General features: G+C 35.7%; 18 protein-coding genes and 1 tRNA gene. 15 read left to right on the top strand and 4 right to left on the bottom strand.

The annotated features are described in order from the left end of the window. Window positions 1-138: 138 nt before the first annotated feature. From JP36_RS08465 to JP36_RS08445, 5 genes are all read left to right on the top strand, one after another. Window positions 139-735, top strand: coding sequence for a fimbrial protein (locus tag JP36_RS08465; RefSeq protein WP_039173839.1), 597 nt, complete (start codon window positions 139-141; stop codon window positions 733-735). Window positions 736-810: 75 nt separating this feature from the next. Continuing rightward, window positions 811-1,524 carry a molecular chaperone gene (locus JP36_RS08460; RefSeq protein WP_039173837.1) on the top strand — a complete coding sequence of 238 codons (714 nt, stop codon included), beginning with the start codon at window positions 811-813 and terminating at the stop codon, window positions 1,522-1,524. Between the two features lie 12 nt (window positions 1,525-1,536). Then, window positions 1,537-4,047: a fimbria/pilus outer membrane usher protein gene (locus JP36_RS08455; RefSeq protein WP_039173835.1), complete on the top strand. Its 2,511-nt coding sequence runs from the start codon at window positions 1,537-1,539 to the stop codon at window positions 4,045-4,047. Beyond that, window positions 4,032-5,195, top strand: coding sequence for a fimbrial protein (locus tag JP36_RS08450; RefSeq protein ID WP_230589039.1), 1,164 nt, complete (start codon window positions 4,032-4,034; stop codon window positions 5,193-5,195). The genes JP36_RS08455 and JP36_RS08450 overlap by 16 nt, the downstream gene beginning before the upstream one ends. Before the next feature lie 373 nt (window positions 5,196-5,568). After that, entirely contained in the window at window positions 5,569-6,633 is a 1,065-nt protein-coding gene (locus JP36_RS08445; RefSeq protein WP_039173833.1) for a lytic murein transglycosylase, read from the top strand. 173 nt (window positions 6,634-6,806) lie between these two features. Here the strand turns inward: JP36_RS08445 and JP36_RS08440 are convergent. After that, window positions 6,807-6,896: transfer RNA gene (locus JP36_RS08440), tRNA-Ser, on the bottom strand. Window positions 6,897-7,110: 214 nt separating this feature from the next. Between JP36_RS08440 and JP36_RS08435 the strand changes: the two genes are divergently transcribed. The 6 genes from JP36_RS08435 (at window position 7,111) to JP36_RS08410 (ending at window position 11,767) form a co-directional block, all read left to right on the top strand. Continuing rightward, the gene (locus JP36_RS08435) at window positions 7,111-7,773 is read left to right on the top strand and encodes a Bax inhibitor-1 family protein (RefSeq protein ID WP_039089462.1); all 663 of its coding nucleotides are present in this window, start codon (window positions 7,111-7,113) and stop codon (window positions 7,771-7,773) included. A 130-nt stretch (window positions 7,774-7,903) separates the two neighbouring features. Continuing rightward, window positions 7,904-8,239: a TusE/DsrC/DsvC family sulfur relay protein gene (locus JP36_RS08430; RefSeq protein ID WP_018345889.1), complete on the top strand. Its 336-nt coding sequence runs from the start codon at window positions 7,904-7,906 to the stop codon at window positions 8,237-8,239. Window positions 8,240-8,363: 124 nt separating this feature from the next. Beyond that, on the top strand, window positions 8,364-9,194 hold the full coding sequence (locus tag JP36_RS08425) for a metal ABC transporter substrate-binding protein (protein WP_197494802.1): 831 nt from the start codon (window positions 8,364-8,366) through the stop codon (window positions 9,192-9,194). Then, complete coding sequence (locus tag JP36_RS08420) at window positions 9,187-10,065, top strand: ATP-binding cassette domain-containing protein (protein ID WP_021462219.1); 879 nt, start codon at window positions 9,187-9,189, stop codon at window positions 10,063-10,065. Before JP36_RS08425 ends, JP36_RS08420 begins: the two co-directional genes overlap by 8 nt. A gap of 1 nt (window position 10,066) precedes the next feature. Next, window positions 10,067-10,918: a metal ABC transporter permease gene (locus JP36_RS08415; RefSeq protein ID WP_039086362.1), complete on the top strand. Its 852-nt coding sequence runs from the start codon at window positions 10,067-10,069 to the stop codon at window positions 10,916-10,918. Between the two features lie 9 nt (window positions 10,919-10,927). Beyond that, window positions 10,928-11,767 (top strand): metal ABC transporter permease, encoded by an 840-nt coding sequence (locus JP36_RS08410; protein ID WP_039089467.1) that lies wholly within the window; start codon window positions 10,928-10,930, stop codon window positions 11,765-11,767. Here JP36_RS08410 and JP36_RS08405 read toward each other — a convergent pair. Further along, on the bottom strand, window positions 11,764-12,036 hold the full coding sequence (locus JP36_RS08405; RefSeq protein ID WP_039135299.1) for an acylphosphatase: 273 nt from the start codon (window positions 12,034-12,036) through the stop codon (window positions 11,764-11,766). The genes JP36_RS08410 and JP36_RS08405 overlap by 4 nt on opposite strands. 92 nt (window positions 12,037-12,128) lie before the next feature. On the opposite strand from JP36_RS08405, the gene JP36_RS08400 reads away from it, so the two are divergent. The 4 genes from JP36_RS08400 to yccS all read left to right on the top strand — a co-directional run bounded on the left by JP36_RS08400 (window position 12,129) and on the right by yccS (window position 15,960). Further along, window positions 12,129-12,788, top strand: a complete 660-nt coding sequence (locus JP36_RS08400) for a curli polymerization inhibitor CsgI-related protein (protein WP_039173831.1) — start codon at window positions 12,129-12,131, stop codon at window positions 12,786-12,788. Window positions 12,789-12,868: 80 nt separating this feature from the next. Beyond that, window positions 12,869-13,327 (top strand): methylglyoxal synthase, encoded by a 459-nt coding sequence (locus JP36_RS08395; RefSeq protein WP_021462214.1) that lies wholly within the window; start codon window positions 12,869-12,871, stop codon window positions 13,325-13,327. A 3-nt stretch (window positions 13,328-13,330) separates the two neighbouring features. Further along, a complete protein-coding gene (locus tag JP36_RS08390) occupies window positions 13,331-13,765 on the top strand; it encodes a YccF family protein (RefSeq protein WP_039173829.1) in 435 nt (144 codons plus the stop codon). Between the two features lie 11 nt (window positions 13,766-13,776). After that, window positions 13,777-15,960 carry a YccS family putative transporter gene (yccS, locus tag JP36_RS08385; protein ID WP_039173828.1) on the top strand — a complete coding sequence of 728 codons (2,184 nt, stop codon included), beginning with the start codon at window positions 13,777-13,779 and terminating at the stop codon, window positions 15,958-15,960. 98 nt (window positions 15,961-16,058) lie between these two features. On the opposite strand, the gene JP36_RS11530 is transcribed toward yccS, so the two are convergent. After that, window positions 16,059-16,217 carry a hypothetical protein gene (locus JP36_RS11530; protein WP_155275202.1) on the bottom strand — a complete coding sequence of 53 codons (159 nt, stop codon included), beginning with the start codon at window positions 16,215-16,217 and terminating at the stop codon, window positions 16,059-16,061. 20 nt (window positions 16,218-16,237) lie between these two features. Next, on the bottom strand, window positions 16,238-17,998 hold the full coding sequence (locus tag JP36_RS08380) for a VWA domain-containing protein (RefSeq protein WP_039173826.1): 1,761 nt from the start codon (window positions 17,996-17,998) through the stop codon (window positions 16,238-16,240). Window positions 17,999-18,146 lie beyond the last annotated feature (148 nt).

Below are 18,146 nucleotides of genomic sequence, written 5' to 3'. Positions count from 1 at the left end.
TTTGAAAGGTGTTTTTAAATATTTCTATCCTTACGTGTAAATTTACATTTCTTTAGTAAAATTTACTTGCCCCCCCCCCTAAAAACTTATGTATACTCCTACGTAAATTAACTTAATCCTGAAGGAGTATTTGAAAAAATGAAAAAATTACTTTTAACAACTTTAATTACCGCTGGTTTAGGCTTATCGGCACAAGGTGCGTTTGCGGATGATCCACCAGCACAAAGAGGCACTATTACTATCAACGGTAAAATTGTGGATACTACTTGTACAATTAATGAAGGCACTCCTGATATTACTGTTACCTTAGCTACAATTTCTAAATCTGCATTGCCTAACCAAGGTGCTACCGCAATGGATACTCCATTTGAAATTAAACTAACAAATTGTAGTAAAACAGGAGGCGGAGCATTTGCTACTAACGAAAAAATTTATGCTGCCTTTATTAATGAGCCTCAAAAAGTGAGTGCAGAAGGGCGTTTAGTTAATAAAGCCACTGATACTCCAGCCACTGGCGTGACTGTTCAAATTGCTAATAATGCTTCCGATAACACTAATGTAATTGATATTTCTAAATCAGCTACTGCACAAGGCTCTAAAACTGTAGCAATAAGTGGCTCTTCACCAACTGGGTCTGCGACTTTACAATATAAAGCACGTTATTATGCAGAAACTAATAGTGTTACTGCTGGTAATGTTAAAGGTCAAGTTGATTATATGATCGCATACGAATAATCTATGTTCTAGTTCTTTTTCGGGCAGATATTCTGCCCGATTTTTTATCATCTTTGTATTTGTTGGCGGATGTTTATGTTAAAAAAAAGATTTGCTACGATTTTTATATTGGCTGCTTTCTGGGCTTCTTCCTCGACAGCAAATATTGTTATTACAGGCACGCGGGTAATTTATCCGTCTGATGCCAAAAATGTGAGTGTTCAATTAACCAATGTAGGCGACTCACCTTCATTAGTGCAAGCTTGGATTGATGATGGTGATGCTAATACACCACCAGAAAAAATTCAAACGCCCTTTGTGATTACACCGCCTATTTCTCGTGTTGATGGGAATAAAGGTCAGACATTGCGTTTAATTTATACAGGGGGATCATTGCCCTCAGATCGGGAATCACTTTTTTATTTAAATGTGTTAGATATTCCACCATCACCAAAAGATAAGAGCAAAAATTATTTACAAATTGCATTACGCAGCCGTATTAAGCTATTTTACCGCCCTGCGAATCTTCCTCTTTCACCATCAGAAGCTTACACCAAAGTAAAATGGCAATTAAAAGGTAAACAATTACAAGTGGATAATCCAACGCCATATTACATTACCTATGTCGGTGCGGGTGTCGGTCAAGGGAAAAATATGGCTAAAACCTCACGAGCTAATATGATTGCACCGTTTTCTAAAGCTGTTTTTGAATTGAACAAAGTTCCTTCAGGAAAAGATACTACTGTACAATGGGATATTCTTAATGACTATGGTAGTGATTCACTTGGAAGCAGCCCATTACAACATTAATGCCTAATGATTATGCGAAATATTTTCTTACCCTTAACAAAATTTAGACGTAGCTATATATCATTGGTGCTATTTAGTAGTTGTTGCATCAATAGTTATGCTAGTGACTACGTTGAATTTGACCCTGGCTTCTTATACGGCAGTGAAGCTCAAAAAAATATTGATATTCAACGATTCAGTTATGGGAATCCCATTCCTGCTGGTGAATATCTTGCGGATGTTTATGTAAATAATGAGTTACGTGGGCGTATCACTTTACAATTTGTGGAGCTTCCTGATCAAAAATCTATCGGACTTTGTGCTACACCAACGTTGTTAACATTATTAGATTTAAAATCTGCTGCGTTTTCAGGTAAAACTCATCAAGTTAAGCAATGTCGCTTATTTGCACCACAAGTGCCAGAGGCAAAAGTAAATTTTGATGCTGGGCAATTGCGATTAGATGTGGATATTGCTCAGGCTCTAGTTGTGCAACGTCCAAAAGGTTATATCTCACCTGCACAATGGCAAGATGGTATTCCTGTAGCATTTTTACGTTACAACGCTAGCCATTATCGCTACCAATACAGTGATCAAAATTTTTATCAAAGCTATCTAGGCATTGAGTCAGGTATAAACTTGTTTGGTTGGGCATTACGTCATCGTGGGGCTATGAGTTGGAGTCCACAACAAGATTCTCATTACCAACGGATCGCTACTTACTTACAACACGATGTTGCCGCACTTCGTGGGCAATTAACTATCGGTGATTTATATACTAATGGCGTTTTGATGGATAGTTTATCACTGCGTGGAATAAAGTTAGCATCTGATGATAGAATGTTGGCTAGTTCTGAACGCGGTTATGCTCCCGTTATTCGTGGCGTTGCGAATAGCAATGCTGTTGTCAGCATACGGCAAAATGGCAATTTATTGCGAGAAGTGTCTGTTCCTCCTGGGGCATTTTCAATTGATGATCTCTTTCCAACAGGGTATGGTGGCGATATTCAAGTAGAAATTTTAGAAGCAAATGGAGAAAAACGCACTTTTACTGTTCCTTATACGGCGGCAGCACAATTAATTCGTCCAGGCTATAGCCGTTATCAAATTGCTGCTGGACGTTATCGTTATGGTAATGTTGTTTTTGATACAAATGTTGCACAAGCCACTTGGCAGTATGGTTTAACTAATAATTTAACATTGAATCTTGGGGCGATCCTGTCTAAAGATTACCATTCTGAGCTGTTAGGTCTTTCTTTTAATACGCCGATTGGAGCATTTGCGGCAAATGCAACGCTCTCTAATGCAACTTTTCATAATCTTGATCAAAAATTTAAGGGATACAATCTTTATTTTAGTTATAACACGCATATCGAACCAACAAATACAAACGTTACTTTAGCTGCATATCGTTATTTATCACGCGATTACTTCAGTTTACAAGATGTCATTTTAGCAAATGAACGGAAATTTGCTTACGAAAACGGACTGAATTTATCATTGAATAGCTATCGCCCAAAAAATCAATTTCAGGTATCTGTAAGTCAAACATTTAAAGACGGATGGGGTGGTGCTTATATTACTGGAAGTACGTTTACCTATTGGGGAACTAAGCAAAAACGCAATGAATACCAAATTGGCTATAGCAATAATTACAAGAAATTAAATTATAGTCTGTCATTTTCTCAATCAATTAATAATGATGGCAACAATGATAAACGAATTTATCTTTCTCTATCATTACCATTAGGTGATAACGCGAATGGCTCTTATCTTTCACAAGATATTAGCCATAGCGTTAAGGATGGCTATTCTGCCTATACGTCATTATCTGGTACATTGGGTGAACAACAGCGTTATACCTATACTCTCTCTGTCAGTAAGCAACAACAAAGTGATGTTAGTTCAATTGCTTTTAGTAACACCTATTCTAGTTCTTTTGCCCGTCTTAATGGTTCATGGAGTCGTAGTAATAAAGGTAATCAACAAATGTCTGTTGGTGCTTCTGGAGCTGTTGTAGCTCATCCAAAAGGCATTACATTATCCAATGATTTAGGTGACAACTTTGCGATTATTCACGCCAAAGGTGCAAAAGGTGCGTTGATTAATAGCGCAATAGGTAATGAAATTGATTATTTTGGTAATGGTATCGTGCCATATGTTGAACCATATACTATCAATTATATAGGTTTAGATGGCAATAATTTGCCGAGTTCTGTTGAATTAGCTGCGACCGAGCAACAAGTGATTCCTCGTGCTAACCAAGCACTTTTAATTAATTTTGCAACCACAGCAGGCTCATCCGTGTTCTTTGAAATCGAAAACAAAGAACAATTGCCACCATTAGGAACAGAAGTATTTGATCAAAATGAGAAATCTATTGGCGTTGTTGCACAAGGTGGCAAAATTTATACCAGAGGTATTGCTGAAAAAGGTGAGCTTCATCTCAGTTGGGATGGACATCACTGTCGAGCAAATTATCAGTTACCAGAACAAGAAGACGGTAAATTACTTATCGTGCCAATACAATGCCAGTTTTATTAAAAGGGGAAAAAATGAAAGGGAAAATAATTCATTGGTTTATATCAATGATGGCTTTGGTGATTTTGTTTAAACCATCATTTTCTTTTGCCTATACATTTGAAGGGATAGATGTTGGAGGACCAAGTGGAGTACCAACACAAGAAAAATATATTAGCGCTAATTATAATCGTGTTGGTTATAATGAGGTGGTTTATCGTTGGAATATAGGTGAAATAATGGCGGGAGACTACTGTAAGAGACGCTCCGGTGTAACGAATTCAACGGATCGATTTTGGCTAGAAATTAAATATTTTGATACACAAGATAAAAATAGTCAGTATTTTGAAAGAAGATTACTGGAAGTAAATAATCATCTAGTAACCATTGACGGTACAGGTCCATATCAATTTGCCATTGTTGACAGAGGAGAATCACTGATTTTTGATTTAAGACTAAAGCTAAAAGATACTTTTCTCTATAATTCAACGCCAGCAGATATTTCTATTCCGGCAAACACGCCTTTGGCAATCATTACGATGTTATGTGTGGATAAAACGACATCAGGTAATACCGTAGCGGATTATCAAGCTAATGATAATAGGGCTTATAAATATAACTCATTCTCTATGATAAAAGTTACCTCCGCGAATGAGGCAACCTTTAGTTTTGCTCGAACTTGTACACTGGAAGATAATAACCAAACGGTTAAACTAAAAGATGTGACTGTAAAAGAACTTAATGAGAATGACGAAGTGCTAGGTAAAACTTTTGATATTGGGCTTAATTGCCCCGGAGGAAGTGTAAAAAATGCTTATATTCTCTTTACTGATGCTCTTTTTCCAGAAAATACAGGCACGCTACCGTCTGTTGGGGCAATTGGACGATTACATTCACCTGAAACCGCTAATACATACACTGTATTAAGTGTAAAAGATTCAGTTACTAAACAGTATTTAACTTATAGACAACCTTTAATAGCAAACGGTGATTTTTTTAATAAGCCAACAGGAGATCAAGCGGCAGGTTTTTACTCATTTAATCAGGAGGCATTAACTATTAATCAAAAGCCTAAGCATCGTTATGAGGTTTATTATCGTAAATTACCAAATAAAACACCAAAAGGTGGAACAATATCAGCCAAGATGACTTACAATATTTATTACGATTGATAAAAAACTATTCCCACTTTTGATCTGCACCCTAAAGTTGGACTGATTATCCAACACACAGAGGTGCAGATTTTTTATGACTAAAAACAGTCAAATATTTAAAAATCTGTTTTTTTACCATCCAGAAAATCTGACCAGAATGAGGAAAAGCAAGCGCTCAGAGTGCTTTCCCCATTCTCTTTGGGCAAGCAAAGACAACCCTACGGGTTGAACGTTGCTTTAGCAACGGCACGAAGTGCAAGGCGCAGCCGCAGTAAAATGGGGTCGCTCTTTAGGGCGAAATCTAAGCCTCAATACAAAACCAAAACATTAACATCCTCACCATAATGCATTACAATAACACCCCAATTTTCTAACAATATAATCAAGCAAAATGTTCAAAAAAGCAGTACTCACCGTTCTCACCTTAGCATTGGTAGGTTGTGGCAGTTCCACTAATAAAACGCCATCCGATGTTAATTATTCCCAGCCACGCTCTGTTGCTAACTTTGATCAATATGTCGATTATCTGCGCCAACAGGCGGTAAAACAGGGCGTTGATGCCAATGTGGCATATTCTCAACAAAATATCCGTTTTGTTGAACGTTCAATAGAATTGGATCAACAGCAGGCAGGGCGTAAGCGTACAGCTAAACCTAATCAACCTAATCCAAACGGTGTGACCAATTATCTTAATAAAGTGCTGACAATGAATAAAATTGCGTTGGCAGTGCGTTATTTCAGCGAACAGAATCAAGAAATAATGACTGCCAGTCACCGTTTTGGTGTGCAACCACAATATTTGGTGGCATTGTGGGGAATGGAAAGCAGCTTCGGACGTTATCAAGGTAATTTTGATGTACTGTCTGTATTGGCAACATTAGCCTTTGAAGGCAGACGAGAATCACTGTTTGCACCGGAATTTATTAAAGCGTTGGAAATTATTGATCGAGGTCATATTGAGCGTGAACAGATGAAAGGATCGTGGGCAGGCGCAATGGGACAAACGCAATTTATGCCAAGTTCATATTTAAGTTATGCCAAAGACGGTGATGGTGATGGTATCGCTGATATTTGGACAAATTATTATGATGCGTTTGCCTCTATCGCTAATTATTTAGCTACTGTTGGTTGGAATGATAAATTGCCGTGGGGCGTTGAAGTTCAGCTTTCTACTAGGATTGATCCTTCATTAAGTGGAGTGGAAAAGCATAAAGCCAAATCTGTAAGTGATTGGTTAAAACGTGGTATTGTTGTGCCACAGGATCGATTTTCACAACAGGCATTGGCGAAGCTTCAATCCGATCCGGTTTGGTTAGTGTTGCCAAACGGCTTGGCAGGACGGGCATTTTTAGTATCTCAGAATTTTAAAACCATTATGGACTGGAATAAATCTTATTACTTTGCTATTAGTATCGGTAAGTTTGCCGATGCAATAGCACAACGAGTGATGTTGTGATGTTAACAACTGTTTGTATCTAAACTCCGTTTCTAGCGGAGTTTTTTATGAAATTTAGTCTTGTTTATGGTTTTATCTTGTTCAAGAAAGAAGAATAGACAACGGAAACTTTGAATAAAGTTTAATAATAAAAAGGAGAATATTAAGGATTATCTGAGATAATATGAAAAGGATGGCGGAGGAAAAGAGATTCGAACTCTTGGAGGACGTAAATCCTCGCCGGTTTTCAAGACCGGTGCCTTCAACCACTCGACCATTCCTCCGCAGGATAGCTTGTTTTCAGCGATGTGAAATATAGTATAGTTCAGAGAGCGAGTAAATAAAAATTTGTAAAAATAGGTTTGATAGCACGCTTTTTGAGCTTTATGTGCTTTTTTTACACTTTATGCTTTTCTTACACCTATTTTGATTGACTTTTAATGTTGAAATTATTACCGTTATCAGGTTATTTTTGGATAGTTAAGGAGACTGAACTTTATGCAACAAAAAATTGTTATTGATACCCGAGAAAGCGCTTCTTCAGTGTTGAGTACCAATCGTGTATTGCGTAACACATATTTTTTATTGGCGTTAACAATTGCGTTTTCCGCGTTAACCGCTTATTTATCAATGGCGTTTAATTTGCCATATCCGGGGTTAATTGTGATGTTGGTCGGATTTTATGGTTTGTTATTTTTAACTTATAAATTCGCCAACAGCGGTTTAGGTATTTTAGCTACATTCGCTTTTACCGGATTTTTAGGGTATACCTTAGGGCCGATTTTAAATATTTATGTCAGCCAAGGATTAGGTGATCTTGTTGTTACTGCATTAGGTGGTACAGCATTAGTCTTTTTTGCTTGTTCAGCATATGTTTTAACAACGAAAAAAGATATGTCGTTCCTTTCCGGTATGATGTTTTCGCTTTTTATTGTGTTAGTTGTTGGTATGATTGCTGGTTTGATTTTTAATCTTCCGGCATTGCATTTAGCGATTAGTGCCTTATTTATTGTGTTCTCAAGTGGCGCTATTTTATTGGAAACCAGTAATATTATTCACGGTGGAGAAACCAATTATATTCGCGCAACAGTCAGCATTTATGTTTCGCTTTATAACATTTTTGTCAGCTTGCTCAATATCTTATCCGCTAATCGTGATTAATATTAAGTGAGTAATAGAAACCGCATCAATCGATGCGGTTTTTTTATGGCTTGTAAATTGTAACGATAGGTAATTTAATCCATTATTGAACATAGAATTTTGTACAATAACTAAAAAACAGAGGAATATTATGGCACAGTTAGATTTTAACGGTAAAAAAATTGAATTGGATGCACAGGGTTATTTATTAAATAGTGAGGATTGGACTCCCGCTTTGGCTGAAATATTGGCAGAGCGTGAAGCATTGACATTGACTGAAGCTCATTGGGAAGTGATCCATTTTGTGCGTGATTTTTATCAAGAATATAAAACTTCGCCAGCTATCCGGATGTTAGTTAAAGCAATGGCGCAGAAATTGGGAGAAGACAAAGGGAATAGCCGTTATTTACAGCGTTTATTTCCTGATGGGCCGGCAAAACAGGCAACAAAATTAGCAGGTTTGCCTAAGCCAGCGAAATGTTTGTAGTTGAGAATTATTCTCAAATAGAAATCGTTGTGGTAGGATAGTGAAAGTTAATCTGAAGATAAGGAGAAATGAGGTGTTAAGAAAAGCATTATTATTGATTTTTTTGTTGATTGCACCACTAGCAATGGCGAAACCGTTTAAAGTGATTACTTCATTTACTATTATTCGGGATATTGCACAAAATGTTGCCGGTGACAGTGCTATTGTGGAGTCGATTACTAAGCCGGGTGCAGATATTCATAATTATCAGCCGACACCAAAAGATATTGTTAAAGCACAGGATGCGCAGTTGATTTTATGGAACGGTTTGCATTTGGAACAGTGGTTTGAGCGTTTTTTCAATAATTTGCCTAATGTGCCTAGTGTAATTGTTAGTGAAGGGGTTGAACCTTTGTCCATTTACGAAGGGCCTTATCAAGGTTTTGCCAATCCGCACGCTTGGATGTCGCCGAAAAATGCAATGATTTATGTGGAGAATATTCGTCAAGCATTGGTGAAATATGATCCGCAACATCAAGATAATTACAACCATAATGCAGCGGTTTATCGACAAAAACTGATTGAATTAGATAAGCAATTTCAACGGCAGTTGGCTTTTATTCCTACAGAAAAACGTTGGTTAGTCACCAGTGAAGGCGCATTTAGTTATTTAGCTAAAGATTATGGCTTTTCTGAATTATATTTGTGGCCGATTAATGCTGAACAACAAGGCTCTCCGCAGCAAATTCGTCACGTTATCGAACAGATGCGTAAACATCGATTGCCGGTAATTTTTAGTGAAAGCACCATTTCCGATAAGCCGGCAAAACAGATTGCGAAAGAAACTGGTGCGAATTATGGTGGGGTGCTTTATGTTGACTCACTTTCGCAGCCGGATGGTGCGGTGCCGACGTTTCTTGATTTATTGACAGTCACAGTTAATACAATAACAAAAGGATTTAAACAGAATGACTGATTTAGCTTCTTTGGTAGTTGATAATATTAGTGTACGTTATAACAACGGACATACGTCGATTCAACAGATGTCTTTTCATCTTGAAGGCGGTACCATTTGTGCCTTAATTGGGGTAAACGGCAGTGGAAAATCAACACTGTTTAAAAGCATTATGGGGTTAATTACACCACAACAAGGGCAGATTAGATTATGTGATAAAAGTGTTAAACAAGCACTGAAGCAACATCTTGTCGCTTATGTGCCACAAAGTGAAGAGGTGGATTGGCAATTCCCGATTTCTGTTTACGATGTGGTAATGCAAGGGCGTTATGCACATATGAATTTTTTGCGTATGGCAAAAGCAACAGATAAAGTCGCAGTTGAACAGGCGATGGCAAGAATGGATATTACCCATTTAAAAAATCGCCAAATTGGAGAGCTTTCTGGTGGTCAGAAAAAACGGGTGTTCCTAGCGAGAGCATTAGCTCAGCAAAGCCAGATTATTTTGTTGGATGAGCCTTTTACTGGTGTAGATGTGCAAACAGAAGTAGCTATTATTAATCTGTTACAGCAGTTACGCAAGGAGGGGCGTTTAATTTTGGTGTCAACACATAATTTAGGTAGCGTGCCGGATTATTGTGATCAGGTGGTAATGATTAATCGAACTGTTATTGCCAGTGGTGCGACGGCAACCACTTTTACGCAGGAAAATCTGGAAAAAGTGTTCAGTGGTGTGTTGCGATATATCAAGTTGCACAGCGAACATTTACACGAAGACGGTGATGAACGAGCGGTGACTGTGTTAACAGATGATGAAAAGGCAGCGGTGTTTTATGGTAAAACAAAAAATGAGCCGCCGGCAACATTATTCAATCGTAAAAAAGGAAAATAATATGTGGGATCTGCTGATACAGCCGTTTCAATATGATTATATGTTTAAAGCGATTTGGGTTAGTGCGGCGATTGGCAGCGTATGTGCCTTTTTATCTGCTTATTTAATGTTAAAAGGTTGGTCATTGATCGGAGATGCTTTGTCGCATTCGGTAGTGCCTGGCGTGGCGATTGCTTATGCGTTGTCATTACCGTATGCGATTGGTGCGTTTTTTTCCGGTATTTTGGCAGCAGTGGCGATTTTATGGATAAAGGCGATTACCCCATTGCGTGAAGATGCCATTATCGGCTTTATTTTTACCACCTTTTTGGCTTTGGGGTTATTTGTGATTTCATTAAATCCTACTTCGGTGGATGTAGAAAGTATTATTCTTGGTAATATTTTGGGTATTGCTGACAGTGATGTATGGCAAGTTGTGATAATTCTGACGGTCAGTTTTATTTTGTTATTGCTGTTTTGGAAAGATTTATTACTTGTCTTTTTTGATGAAATTCAAGCGAAGGCGAGTGGATTAAACCCAATAGCATTAAAAGTACTGTTTTTTACTTTGTTGAGTGCTTGCATAGTTGCAGCTTTGCAAACCGTTGGTGCGATCTTAGTAATCGCAATGGTGGTGACGCCGGGAGCGACAGCTTATCTCTTAACCTATAAATTTAAAATTTTGCTGAAAATTGCGGTTGCTTTCGGCTTTTTCACTAGTGGTTTGGGGGCTTATTTAAGTTTTTATCTGAACGGAGCAACCGGTGGCATTATTGTTACTCTACAAACATTACTGTTTTTGTTGGCTTTTGCTTTTTCGCCGAAATACGGCTTTTTTACGCAACGTTATTATCACGTTAGCCGGAAACATTAGGAGATCACAATGTTGGCTTGGTTAATTGAATCAATTTCATATCCCTTTATGCAGGTTTCATTGATAACTGCTTTAATGATTGCGACAATCTGTGCAGTATTGTCTTGTTATTTGGTATTAAAAGGTTGGGCATTGATGGGAGATGCTATTTCACATGCAGTTTTGCCAGGTATTGTGTTGGCTTTTATCTTTAATTTACCATTGACGTTAGGCGCTTTTCTAGCTGGAATTGGTTGTGCTAGTAGTATCGGTTTTTTGAAAAATCACGCACGTTTGAAAGAAGACACTATTATGGGCATTGTATTTTCTGGAATGTTTGCTTTCGGCTTGGTTTTGTTCGGTCAGGTACAGACTAATCAACATCTTACTCATATTTTATTTGGTGATATTTTGGGCATTGATCGTCGACAGATGTGGCAAATGCTAGTGATTGGAGCGGTGATTTTAGTGCTGATTTATAGTAAATGGCGTGATTTGTTGCTTTATTGTTTTGATCCTGTGCAGGCAAAAGTGATGGGATTAAATACTACTTTTTTGCATTATGGTTTGTTGTCGTTATTATCTTTGTCAATCGTGCTGGCAATGCAGATCGTTGGCGTGATTTTGGTAGTAGCAATGCTAATTTCACCGGGAATCACTGCATATCTGTTAAGTAAACGTTTTTCTACAATGTTATTGATTGCGATAGGAAGCGCATTATTATCCAATATTGGCGGAATTATCATCAGTTATCATCTTGATAGTGCAACTGGCGCAACGATTGTATTGACCCAAGCTATACTTTTTATCTTTGCTGTGATAATTAATAAATGGAAAGATCGCCAATTAAGTAAAGTGAGCGTTAATTAGTGCAAAATACGAAACTCTTCTAAAGCTTCTTGCTCCGTTATCGGAAAACATTCCAAATGGGAAACATTAGCAGTTTTCGGACCTTTTTGTAGCCACTGTTGAAAGGCAGCAAGTTGTTGTTCCGTGCCTTGTGCCAACACGGCAACGCTACCGTCATTTTGATTTTTGACCCAACCGAAAATACCTAAACGTTGCGCTTCGCGGTAAGTAAAATAACGAAAACCAACGCATTGAACATGACCATAAACGATAAATTGTTGTGTTTTCATACGAAACCCTCCAAATTTTTATGTTCTTTTGAAAAGAAATGGCATAAGATAATGACTTCTTAAACTCGCTTTAACTTTTACTAGGAGTGTACATGAAATTATCACGTTTTGCATTGGCCTGTGTCGCCGCAACTGTTTCAATGAGCAGTTTGGCAGCAACTGTAACCGTAACACCAAACATTTCTCTTCTTGCCATTGATGGTGAAAAAGCAAAATCCTCTCTTACAAAATCTCAAAACAGTTTCAATATCAATGATAACAACAAACACCAAGTTGTTGTTCGTGTATCTGAAGTAGTTGATAACGGTTCAGATAAAACGCTATTTGAATCTGATCCTATTATTGTAACTTTCCAAGCAGGCAATCAGGATTTAGTGATTAGCGCACCGCGTTTAGATAATATGCGTAACGCAAATATGTTTGCTAAAGATCCAAAAATTGTAGTAAAAACCAGTGCAGATCAAACTGTGGCAAGTAAACAGGATATTCTTAAACAAACCGGTATTTTTCCTGATACCCGTATTGTGGAAGACTTAGCAGAATACAATGCCTCCCAAGGTGTGGCAGCTGTACCTAATTTAGTTTCAGTCAGTATGCCGGCAGCGATTCCAACTGCAGCAGGCGCAAAAGCGACTAAAGCGAAAATTACTGTTCAAGGTGAAAATGTTGCAGAACAAATGTTGCAATATTGGTATCAACAGGCAGATAAAGAAACTCAAGCTCGTTTCTTAAAATGGGCACAAGGAAAATAATCCTATAGGGTTAGTTATTGATTTAAGGTAAAATAAGCGGGCAGTTTGTCCGCTTTATTTTTATAAAAAAGGAGTCATTTATGCAACAAACAACTAGAAAATTGGCGCAGCAGAAAACAGTAGCTTTGGTTGCACACGACCATTGTAAACAGGATTTGATTTTGTGGTGTAAAACTCATCAGCAACAATTATCACAACATCATTTAGTGGCTACTGGAACGACAGGCCATCTTATTCAAAAAGAAACGGGGCTTAATATTCATAGTCTATTGAGTGGACCGATGGGTGGCGATCAACAGATAGGTTCATTAATTGCCGAAGGGAAAATAGACGTTTTAATTTTTTTCTGGGATCCGATGAATGCCGCACCACACGATCCAGATGTAAAAGCATTGATGCGTATTGCTACTGTTTGGAATATTCCAACCGCAATTACCAAAGCTTCAGCTAATTTTTTAATTTCATCACCATTCTTCACGCAAGAAACAGAAATTCAGATTCCTGATTATCAAGGTTATTTAACGGAGCGCTTGAAATAATATATGTGGAATTTTATTTTTAATCTTTTAAATTTTATATTGGGCGGTTTTGCCACTTCATTAGGATGGCTAATCGCCTCTTTTTTTAGTGCAATGTTAATTGTTACATTGCCTTATACACGCAGTTGTTGGGAAATTTTTAAATTATCACTAGTCCCTTTTGGTCACGATATTGTGCATATTAATCAGATTGAACCGCAACATCCGATAATGAATGGACTAGGTTCGGTATTAAATATTATTTGGTTTATTCTGTTTGGTTGGTGGTTGGCAATAATGCATATTATTGTCGGTGTAACTCAATGTTTAACTATTATCGGCATACCGACCGGCATTATGCATTTTAAATTGGTTCGTATTTCACTCTTTCCGGTTGGACAACGGGTGGTGGATAAAGAGTATGCGAATTTTTTAAAACAAAATAAATTTTTTGATTAAAAAATAGAATTATGATTCATCAAATAATAAAAAAAATAAATACAAATTGGTTAAATAGCAAGGTTATTGCCATTATTCCTATTTTTTTAGCAGTGAATATTGTTTCAATAATTGTTTGGTATTTTAATATTGCTTCAGTCAGTATGCCTTTGATATTGGGGACAATTGCCGGTGGCTTGGTTGATTTAGATAATCGTTTAAGTGGCAGATTAAAAAATCTTTTTTATACATTAATCGCCTTTGCTATTTCTTCTTTAGTTATTCAAATTACCTTTGTCGATCATTATTTATTTATTTTAATAATGGCGATTTTAACTTTTTTATTCACAATGTTAGGTGCAATTGGACAACGTTATAATACGATTGCGTTCGGTAGTTTAGTGGTCGCACTTTATACTATTCTTGCTTATGATCCGAATCAAATTTGGTTTATTAATCCACTGCTTATTTTAGTTGGTACATCTTTATACAGCTTCTTAACAATGTTGGTTTATCTGGTTTTCCCTTTGCGACCCGTGCAAGAAAATTTAGCTAAAGCCTATTTATCACTTGCAGAATATTTACAGGCGAAAGCAGAGTTATTTAATCCGGATAATCGAGAGCTGGATTTGGATCGATATCAAACTCGATTGGTGATGACAAACAGTAAAGTGGTTCAGGCTTTTAATCTTTGTCGAAGTGCATTATTTTATCGCTCCTCCGGCGGTTATGTGTCTAATACAACATTAAGATTGATTAATAGTTATTTTATTGCGCAAGATATTCACGAAAGAATTAATTCAAACTATTTTGATTATCCAAAATTATTGGAAGATATGAAATATAGTGATTTGATTTTTAGAATTCGTTATTTAATTGAGTTACAAGCTAAAATATGCAAGGCGTTTGCGAAACATCTACAGAAAAATGAAAACTTTATTTATCATAAAAAACTCAGATATGCGTTTGAACAGTTGCAACAGTCTTATGTACATTTTCAACAACAATTTCCTCATTGTGAACATTTGAGTAATCTTAATATTTTATTGGAGAGTTTCCATAAAATAGAGCAGCAATTATCTCGTTTAGATGCAAGAGCAAAAGACATTGATACAACAACAGTTAATTGGCGTATTCATCAGGATCGTATTACTGGATTGGCCAATATTTTTCGGGTAATTAAAAATCAATGTACATTTGAATCTCAACTATTCAGACACGCCGTGCGTTTAACAATTGTGGTAACGGTATGTTGCCTAATTGCTAATAATGTGCCGATTGAGCGCGGATATTGGATTTTATTAACAGCTGTTTTTGTGTGCCAGCCGAATTATACGACTACTCAAGCACGACTTAGACAGCGTATTATTGGCACGATTTTAGGTGTATTAGTCGGCTCATTATTACCTTATTTTTCCACTAGTTTGGAAAGTAAATTGGGAATTGTGGTGATTGCTAGTACTTTATTCTTCTTTTTCCGCACCAATAATTACAGTTTTTCCACTTTCTTTATTACTATTCAGGTATTAATGAGCTTTGATATTATTGGAGTTGATATTGCTTCGGCTACTTTACCGAGAGCAATTGATACTTTAATAGGTTGTTTTATTGCCGGATTAGCTGTTTCTTATTTATGGCCGGATTGGAAATATCTACGTTTAAGTTATACGTTAATTAACGCTTTGAAGAGCAATGCGAGATATTTATTAACGATTATTGTGCAGTTGCAATTTGGTAATCATAATGATCTGAAATATCGTATTATTCGCCGTCAGGCACATGATAATGCAACGGCATTAAATACTGCTGTGTCTAATCTTAATTATCAAGGTTACAAGGATAAATCACGTTTAAACAATGCTTTTGATTTACTAAAATCAAACTATGCTTTACTAAGTTATATTGCTGCATTGGGAACATTTCGTAGTCAAATGGGAGTTTCACATTTAAATACACAGATGCTAATTCATTTATATCCTATTTCTCGTCATATTGTGGAAATATTGGATAATTTTGCACAACTTAGTAAGCCGGAATTTGAGCAATCAATGCTGGATGTCACAAAATTATTATCTGATTTACAACAACAAGGTAGCGTGAACAGTGAGTTATCAGCACTTCTTCCATTAGTAAAACAGTTAGAAGCGATTGTGAAAACGTTACCTACTTTATTTACAGATTATCGGAAAGAAGTAGATTTTCAGGCAAGCATATAAATAGTGTGCCTTAAGCATACCTCAGATTTCAAAGATCTAGGTAAAAAGCTAGATCTTTGATTTAGAGAGTGAATGATAAGCACTGCAATTAAAGACTTTTATCGCATCGGTGGTTGAGTATTTACACCGTCATAGATTAGCAAAAATGTAAGTGCAATTTTTTTGGTAGCGAGGTCATAAAATGCCAGCATTTGAGTTGTGGCATTTAAGATTTTTGCTAAATAGCTTTTTATCTGTTTGATTGCGTTAATAGGCATTTAATGGTTGCTCGTATAGGCTATGGCGATGAAGTTGGCTTGGTAAGATCAATAATTTCGCCTGTTGTTGGGGAGTATTTCCATTGGTTGTCGAAAATGGAAAGTAACGAATTTATATTGTTCTGACTGGATATAGCTAAGGCATTAAATTTGGTTTTCTTCTGTTTTTGCATTTCTATCTTCTCGTGTATTTCTAAGCTAAATGGAGGTATTTCAAAATCAGAAATCACTAAGACATCTGCTTTTGCATAGTTTTTTCGTTGCAACAAATCTAATGCATAGTTCAATGCTGGTTCGACATCTGTGCCGCCGTGGAATGAACCTTGAAGGAAAGAAATAAGGTTTTCAATAGTTTTTCTCTTAGTATGTTCATAAGTTACAATTTGCTTAGAAAAGTTAATAATAAAATAAGCCCGTTTTTGTGCTTTCGCTTCTTGACCTAGATAAAGTGCTATCGCTTTAGCAATATTTTCAGGATCGCCCATCATTGAACCGCTGGTATCGATACATAAAACTACTGGACCTAGCTTTTCATTTTCTACCATTACTTCAACCTCGACCTCAATCTCGACTTCTTTCTCTATTTCTTTATGTTTAATTTTATATTCGGTTTCCGTAGAAAGAGTAGTTCCTTGTTGCTGAAAACACATTAATTTATTTTCTAAAAATTTAAGATCAAATAATACCGCACTTTCCTCATTGTTTAATAATGCTAATTCAGCAGGTAAGATATTCTCTAGTTCTTTACTTAAATAAATACCTGTAATTTCTTCTTTTGCGTGGTAATCAATGATAGGATTATGTTTTTCAATAGTTTCTATTTCTTTTTCTATCTCTTTCCTTATTTCTTTTTTTATTTCTTTTTTTATCACCTTCTTTTTATCTCTTTTTTGAAAAGAACGACCTAATGAATTAAGAAGATCTTTTATCTTCTTATTCTTTTTTATTTTGTTGTTTAGTTCTTTTAAAAATTCAAGACCTTGTGGAGTAATATTTTTAATTTCATTGCCAAATGAAATCCCAGATTCAAAAAGATGATCGATATGGTTTAATAATGAATCTCCCCATTTTGTTAAAAATTTGGAATCTGAGGATATCCAAAATTTTTTCCATCTAAATTCTAAATTATCTAGTTCTTTAGCCCAGTGTGTTAATATATCTTTATAGATAATTTCGCTTTTCTCATCTGAGTTTATTTTTTTATTCCAAAATCTTTTATCAAAAATGTGATTGTTTTCATAACAAAAATCTTTGTACTCTTTGAGAAGTTGATAAACTGGATCTGAGCTATGTCTATTTTTAAGGTTTAGGAAAGATATTATTTTTTGAAATAAATTTTCATTTTTATTTTTTAAGTGTTCTTTTTGTGCCAAGAAAAGTTCTGAGCAATTATTTTCATATTCTGATATTTTAATATAATATTTTTCAAAATAATTTTTTTTCTGTATTTTTTTGTATTTAGAAAGAAATTTATCATCGTTATTTTTATGTTCTAGATAATTATTATGATCTTTTTTTAATTTTTCATCTATGCTTTTATTAAAGATGTAATGGAGTTCTTCAAGTTTTTTAAGATCATTTTTCCATTTCAATTTTATAAAATTACAGAAAAGATCATTTTTTTCAATTTGTAGCTTTTTTTGCCAAAATCTATGATCAAAGTATATTTTCATCTCTTGACAAAATGACTGATACTTAGCCAGTAGATCTGATGCTTGAGTTTCATTTTCTAAAATATTATTTGAATCTATTATGTTCTGTTGATATTTTGATAGTTTCATATTTTCTCTATATTATAATAAGGATTGATAATGTATTTTATTTGTATTGAATAGGTATAAGGTTTTTAATTCGTTCTAATTCTAATTTTGCTATATCTAAATTTTTTTCATTTTTAATAATAGATATTGAATTTATTTTATTTTCTTT

The organism is Gallibacterium genomosp. 1, assembly GCF_000771875.1.
In the GTDB taxonomy this organism is placed as follows: Bacteria; Pseudomonadota; Gammaproteobacteria; order Enterobacterales; family Pasteurellaceae; genus Gallibacterium.
The sequence above is the reverse complement of the archived record's forward strand: the minus strand, read 5'-3'. Positions and strand labels throughout refer to the sequence as shown.

Coding starts and splice junctions, on each gene's coding strand:
- JP36_RS08465 (WP_039173839.1), top strand. CDS start 139: ATGAAAAAATTACTTTTAACAACTTTAATTACCGCTGGTTTAGGCTTA.
- JP36_RS08460 (WP_039173837.1), top strand. CDS start 811: ATGTTAAAAAAAAGATTTGCTACGATTTTTATATTGGCTGCTTTCTGG.
- JP36_RS08455 (WP_039173835.1), top strand. CDS start 1,537: ATGCGAAATATTTTCTTACCCTTAACAAAATTTAGACGTAGCTATATA.
- JP36_RS08450 (WP_230589039.1), top strand. CDS start 4,032: ATGCCAGTTTTATTAAAAGGGGAAAAAATGAAAGGGAAAATAATTCAT.
- JP36_RS08445 (WP_039173833.1), top strand. CDS start 5,569: ATGTTCAAAAAAGCAGTACTCACCGTTCTCACCTTAGCATTGGTAGGT.
- JP36_RS08435 (WP_039089462.1), top strand. CDS start 7,111: ATGCAACAAAAAATTGTTATTGATACCCGAGAAAGCGCTTCTTCAGTG.
- JP36_RS08430 (WP_018345889.1), top strand. CDS start 7,904: ATGGCACAGTTAGATTTTAACGGTAAAAAAATTGAATTGGATGCACAG.
- JP36_RS08425 (WP_197494802.1), top strand. CDS start 8,364: ATGGCGAAACCGTTTAAAGTGATTACTTCATTTACTATTATTCGGGAT.
- JP36_RS08420 (WP_021462219.1), top strand. CDS start 9,187: ATGACTGATTTAGCTTCTTTGGTAGTTGATAATATTAGTGTACGTTAT.
- JP36_RS08415 (WP_039086362.1), top strand. CDS start 10,067: ATGTGGGATCTGCTGATACAGCCGTTTCAATATGATTATATGTTTAAA.
- JP36_RS08410 (WP_039089467.1), top strand. CDS start 10,928: ATGTTGGCTTGGTTAATTGAATCAATTTCATATCCCTTTATGCAGGTT.
- JP36_RS08405 (WP_039135299.1), bottom strand. CDS start 12,036: ATGAAAACACAACAATTTATCGTTTATGGTCATGTTCAATGCGTTGGT.
- JP36_RS08400 (WP_039173831.1), top strand. CDS start 12,129: ATGAAATTATCACGTTTTGCATTGGCCTGTGTCGCCGCAACTGTTTCA.
- JP36_RS08395 (WP_021462214.1), top strand. CDS start 12,869: ATGCAACAAACAACTAGAAAATTGGCGCAGCAGAAAACAGTAGCTTTG.
- JP36_RS08390 (WP_039173829.1), top strand. CDS start 13,331: ATGTGGAATTTTATTTTTAATCTTTTAAATTTTATATTGGGCGGTTTT.
- yccS (WP_039173828.1), top strand. CDS start 13,777: ATGATTCATCAAATAATAAAAAAAATAAATACAAATTGGTTAAATAGC.
- JP36_RS11530 (WP_155275202.1), bottom strand. CDS start 16,217: ATGCCTATTAACGCAATCAAACAGATAAAAAGCTATTTAGCAAAAATC.
- JP36_RS08380 (WP_039173826.1), bottom strand. CDS start 17,998: ATGAAACTATCAAAATATCAACAGAACATAATAGATTCAAATAATATT.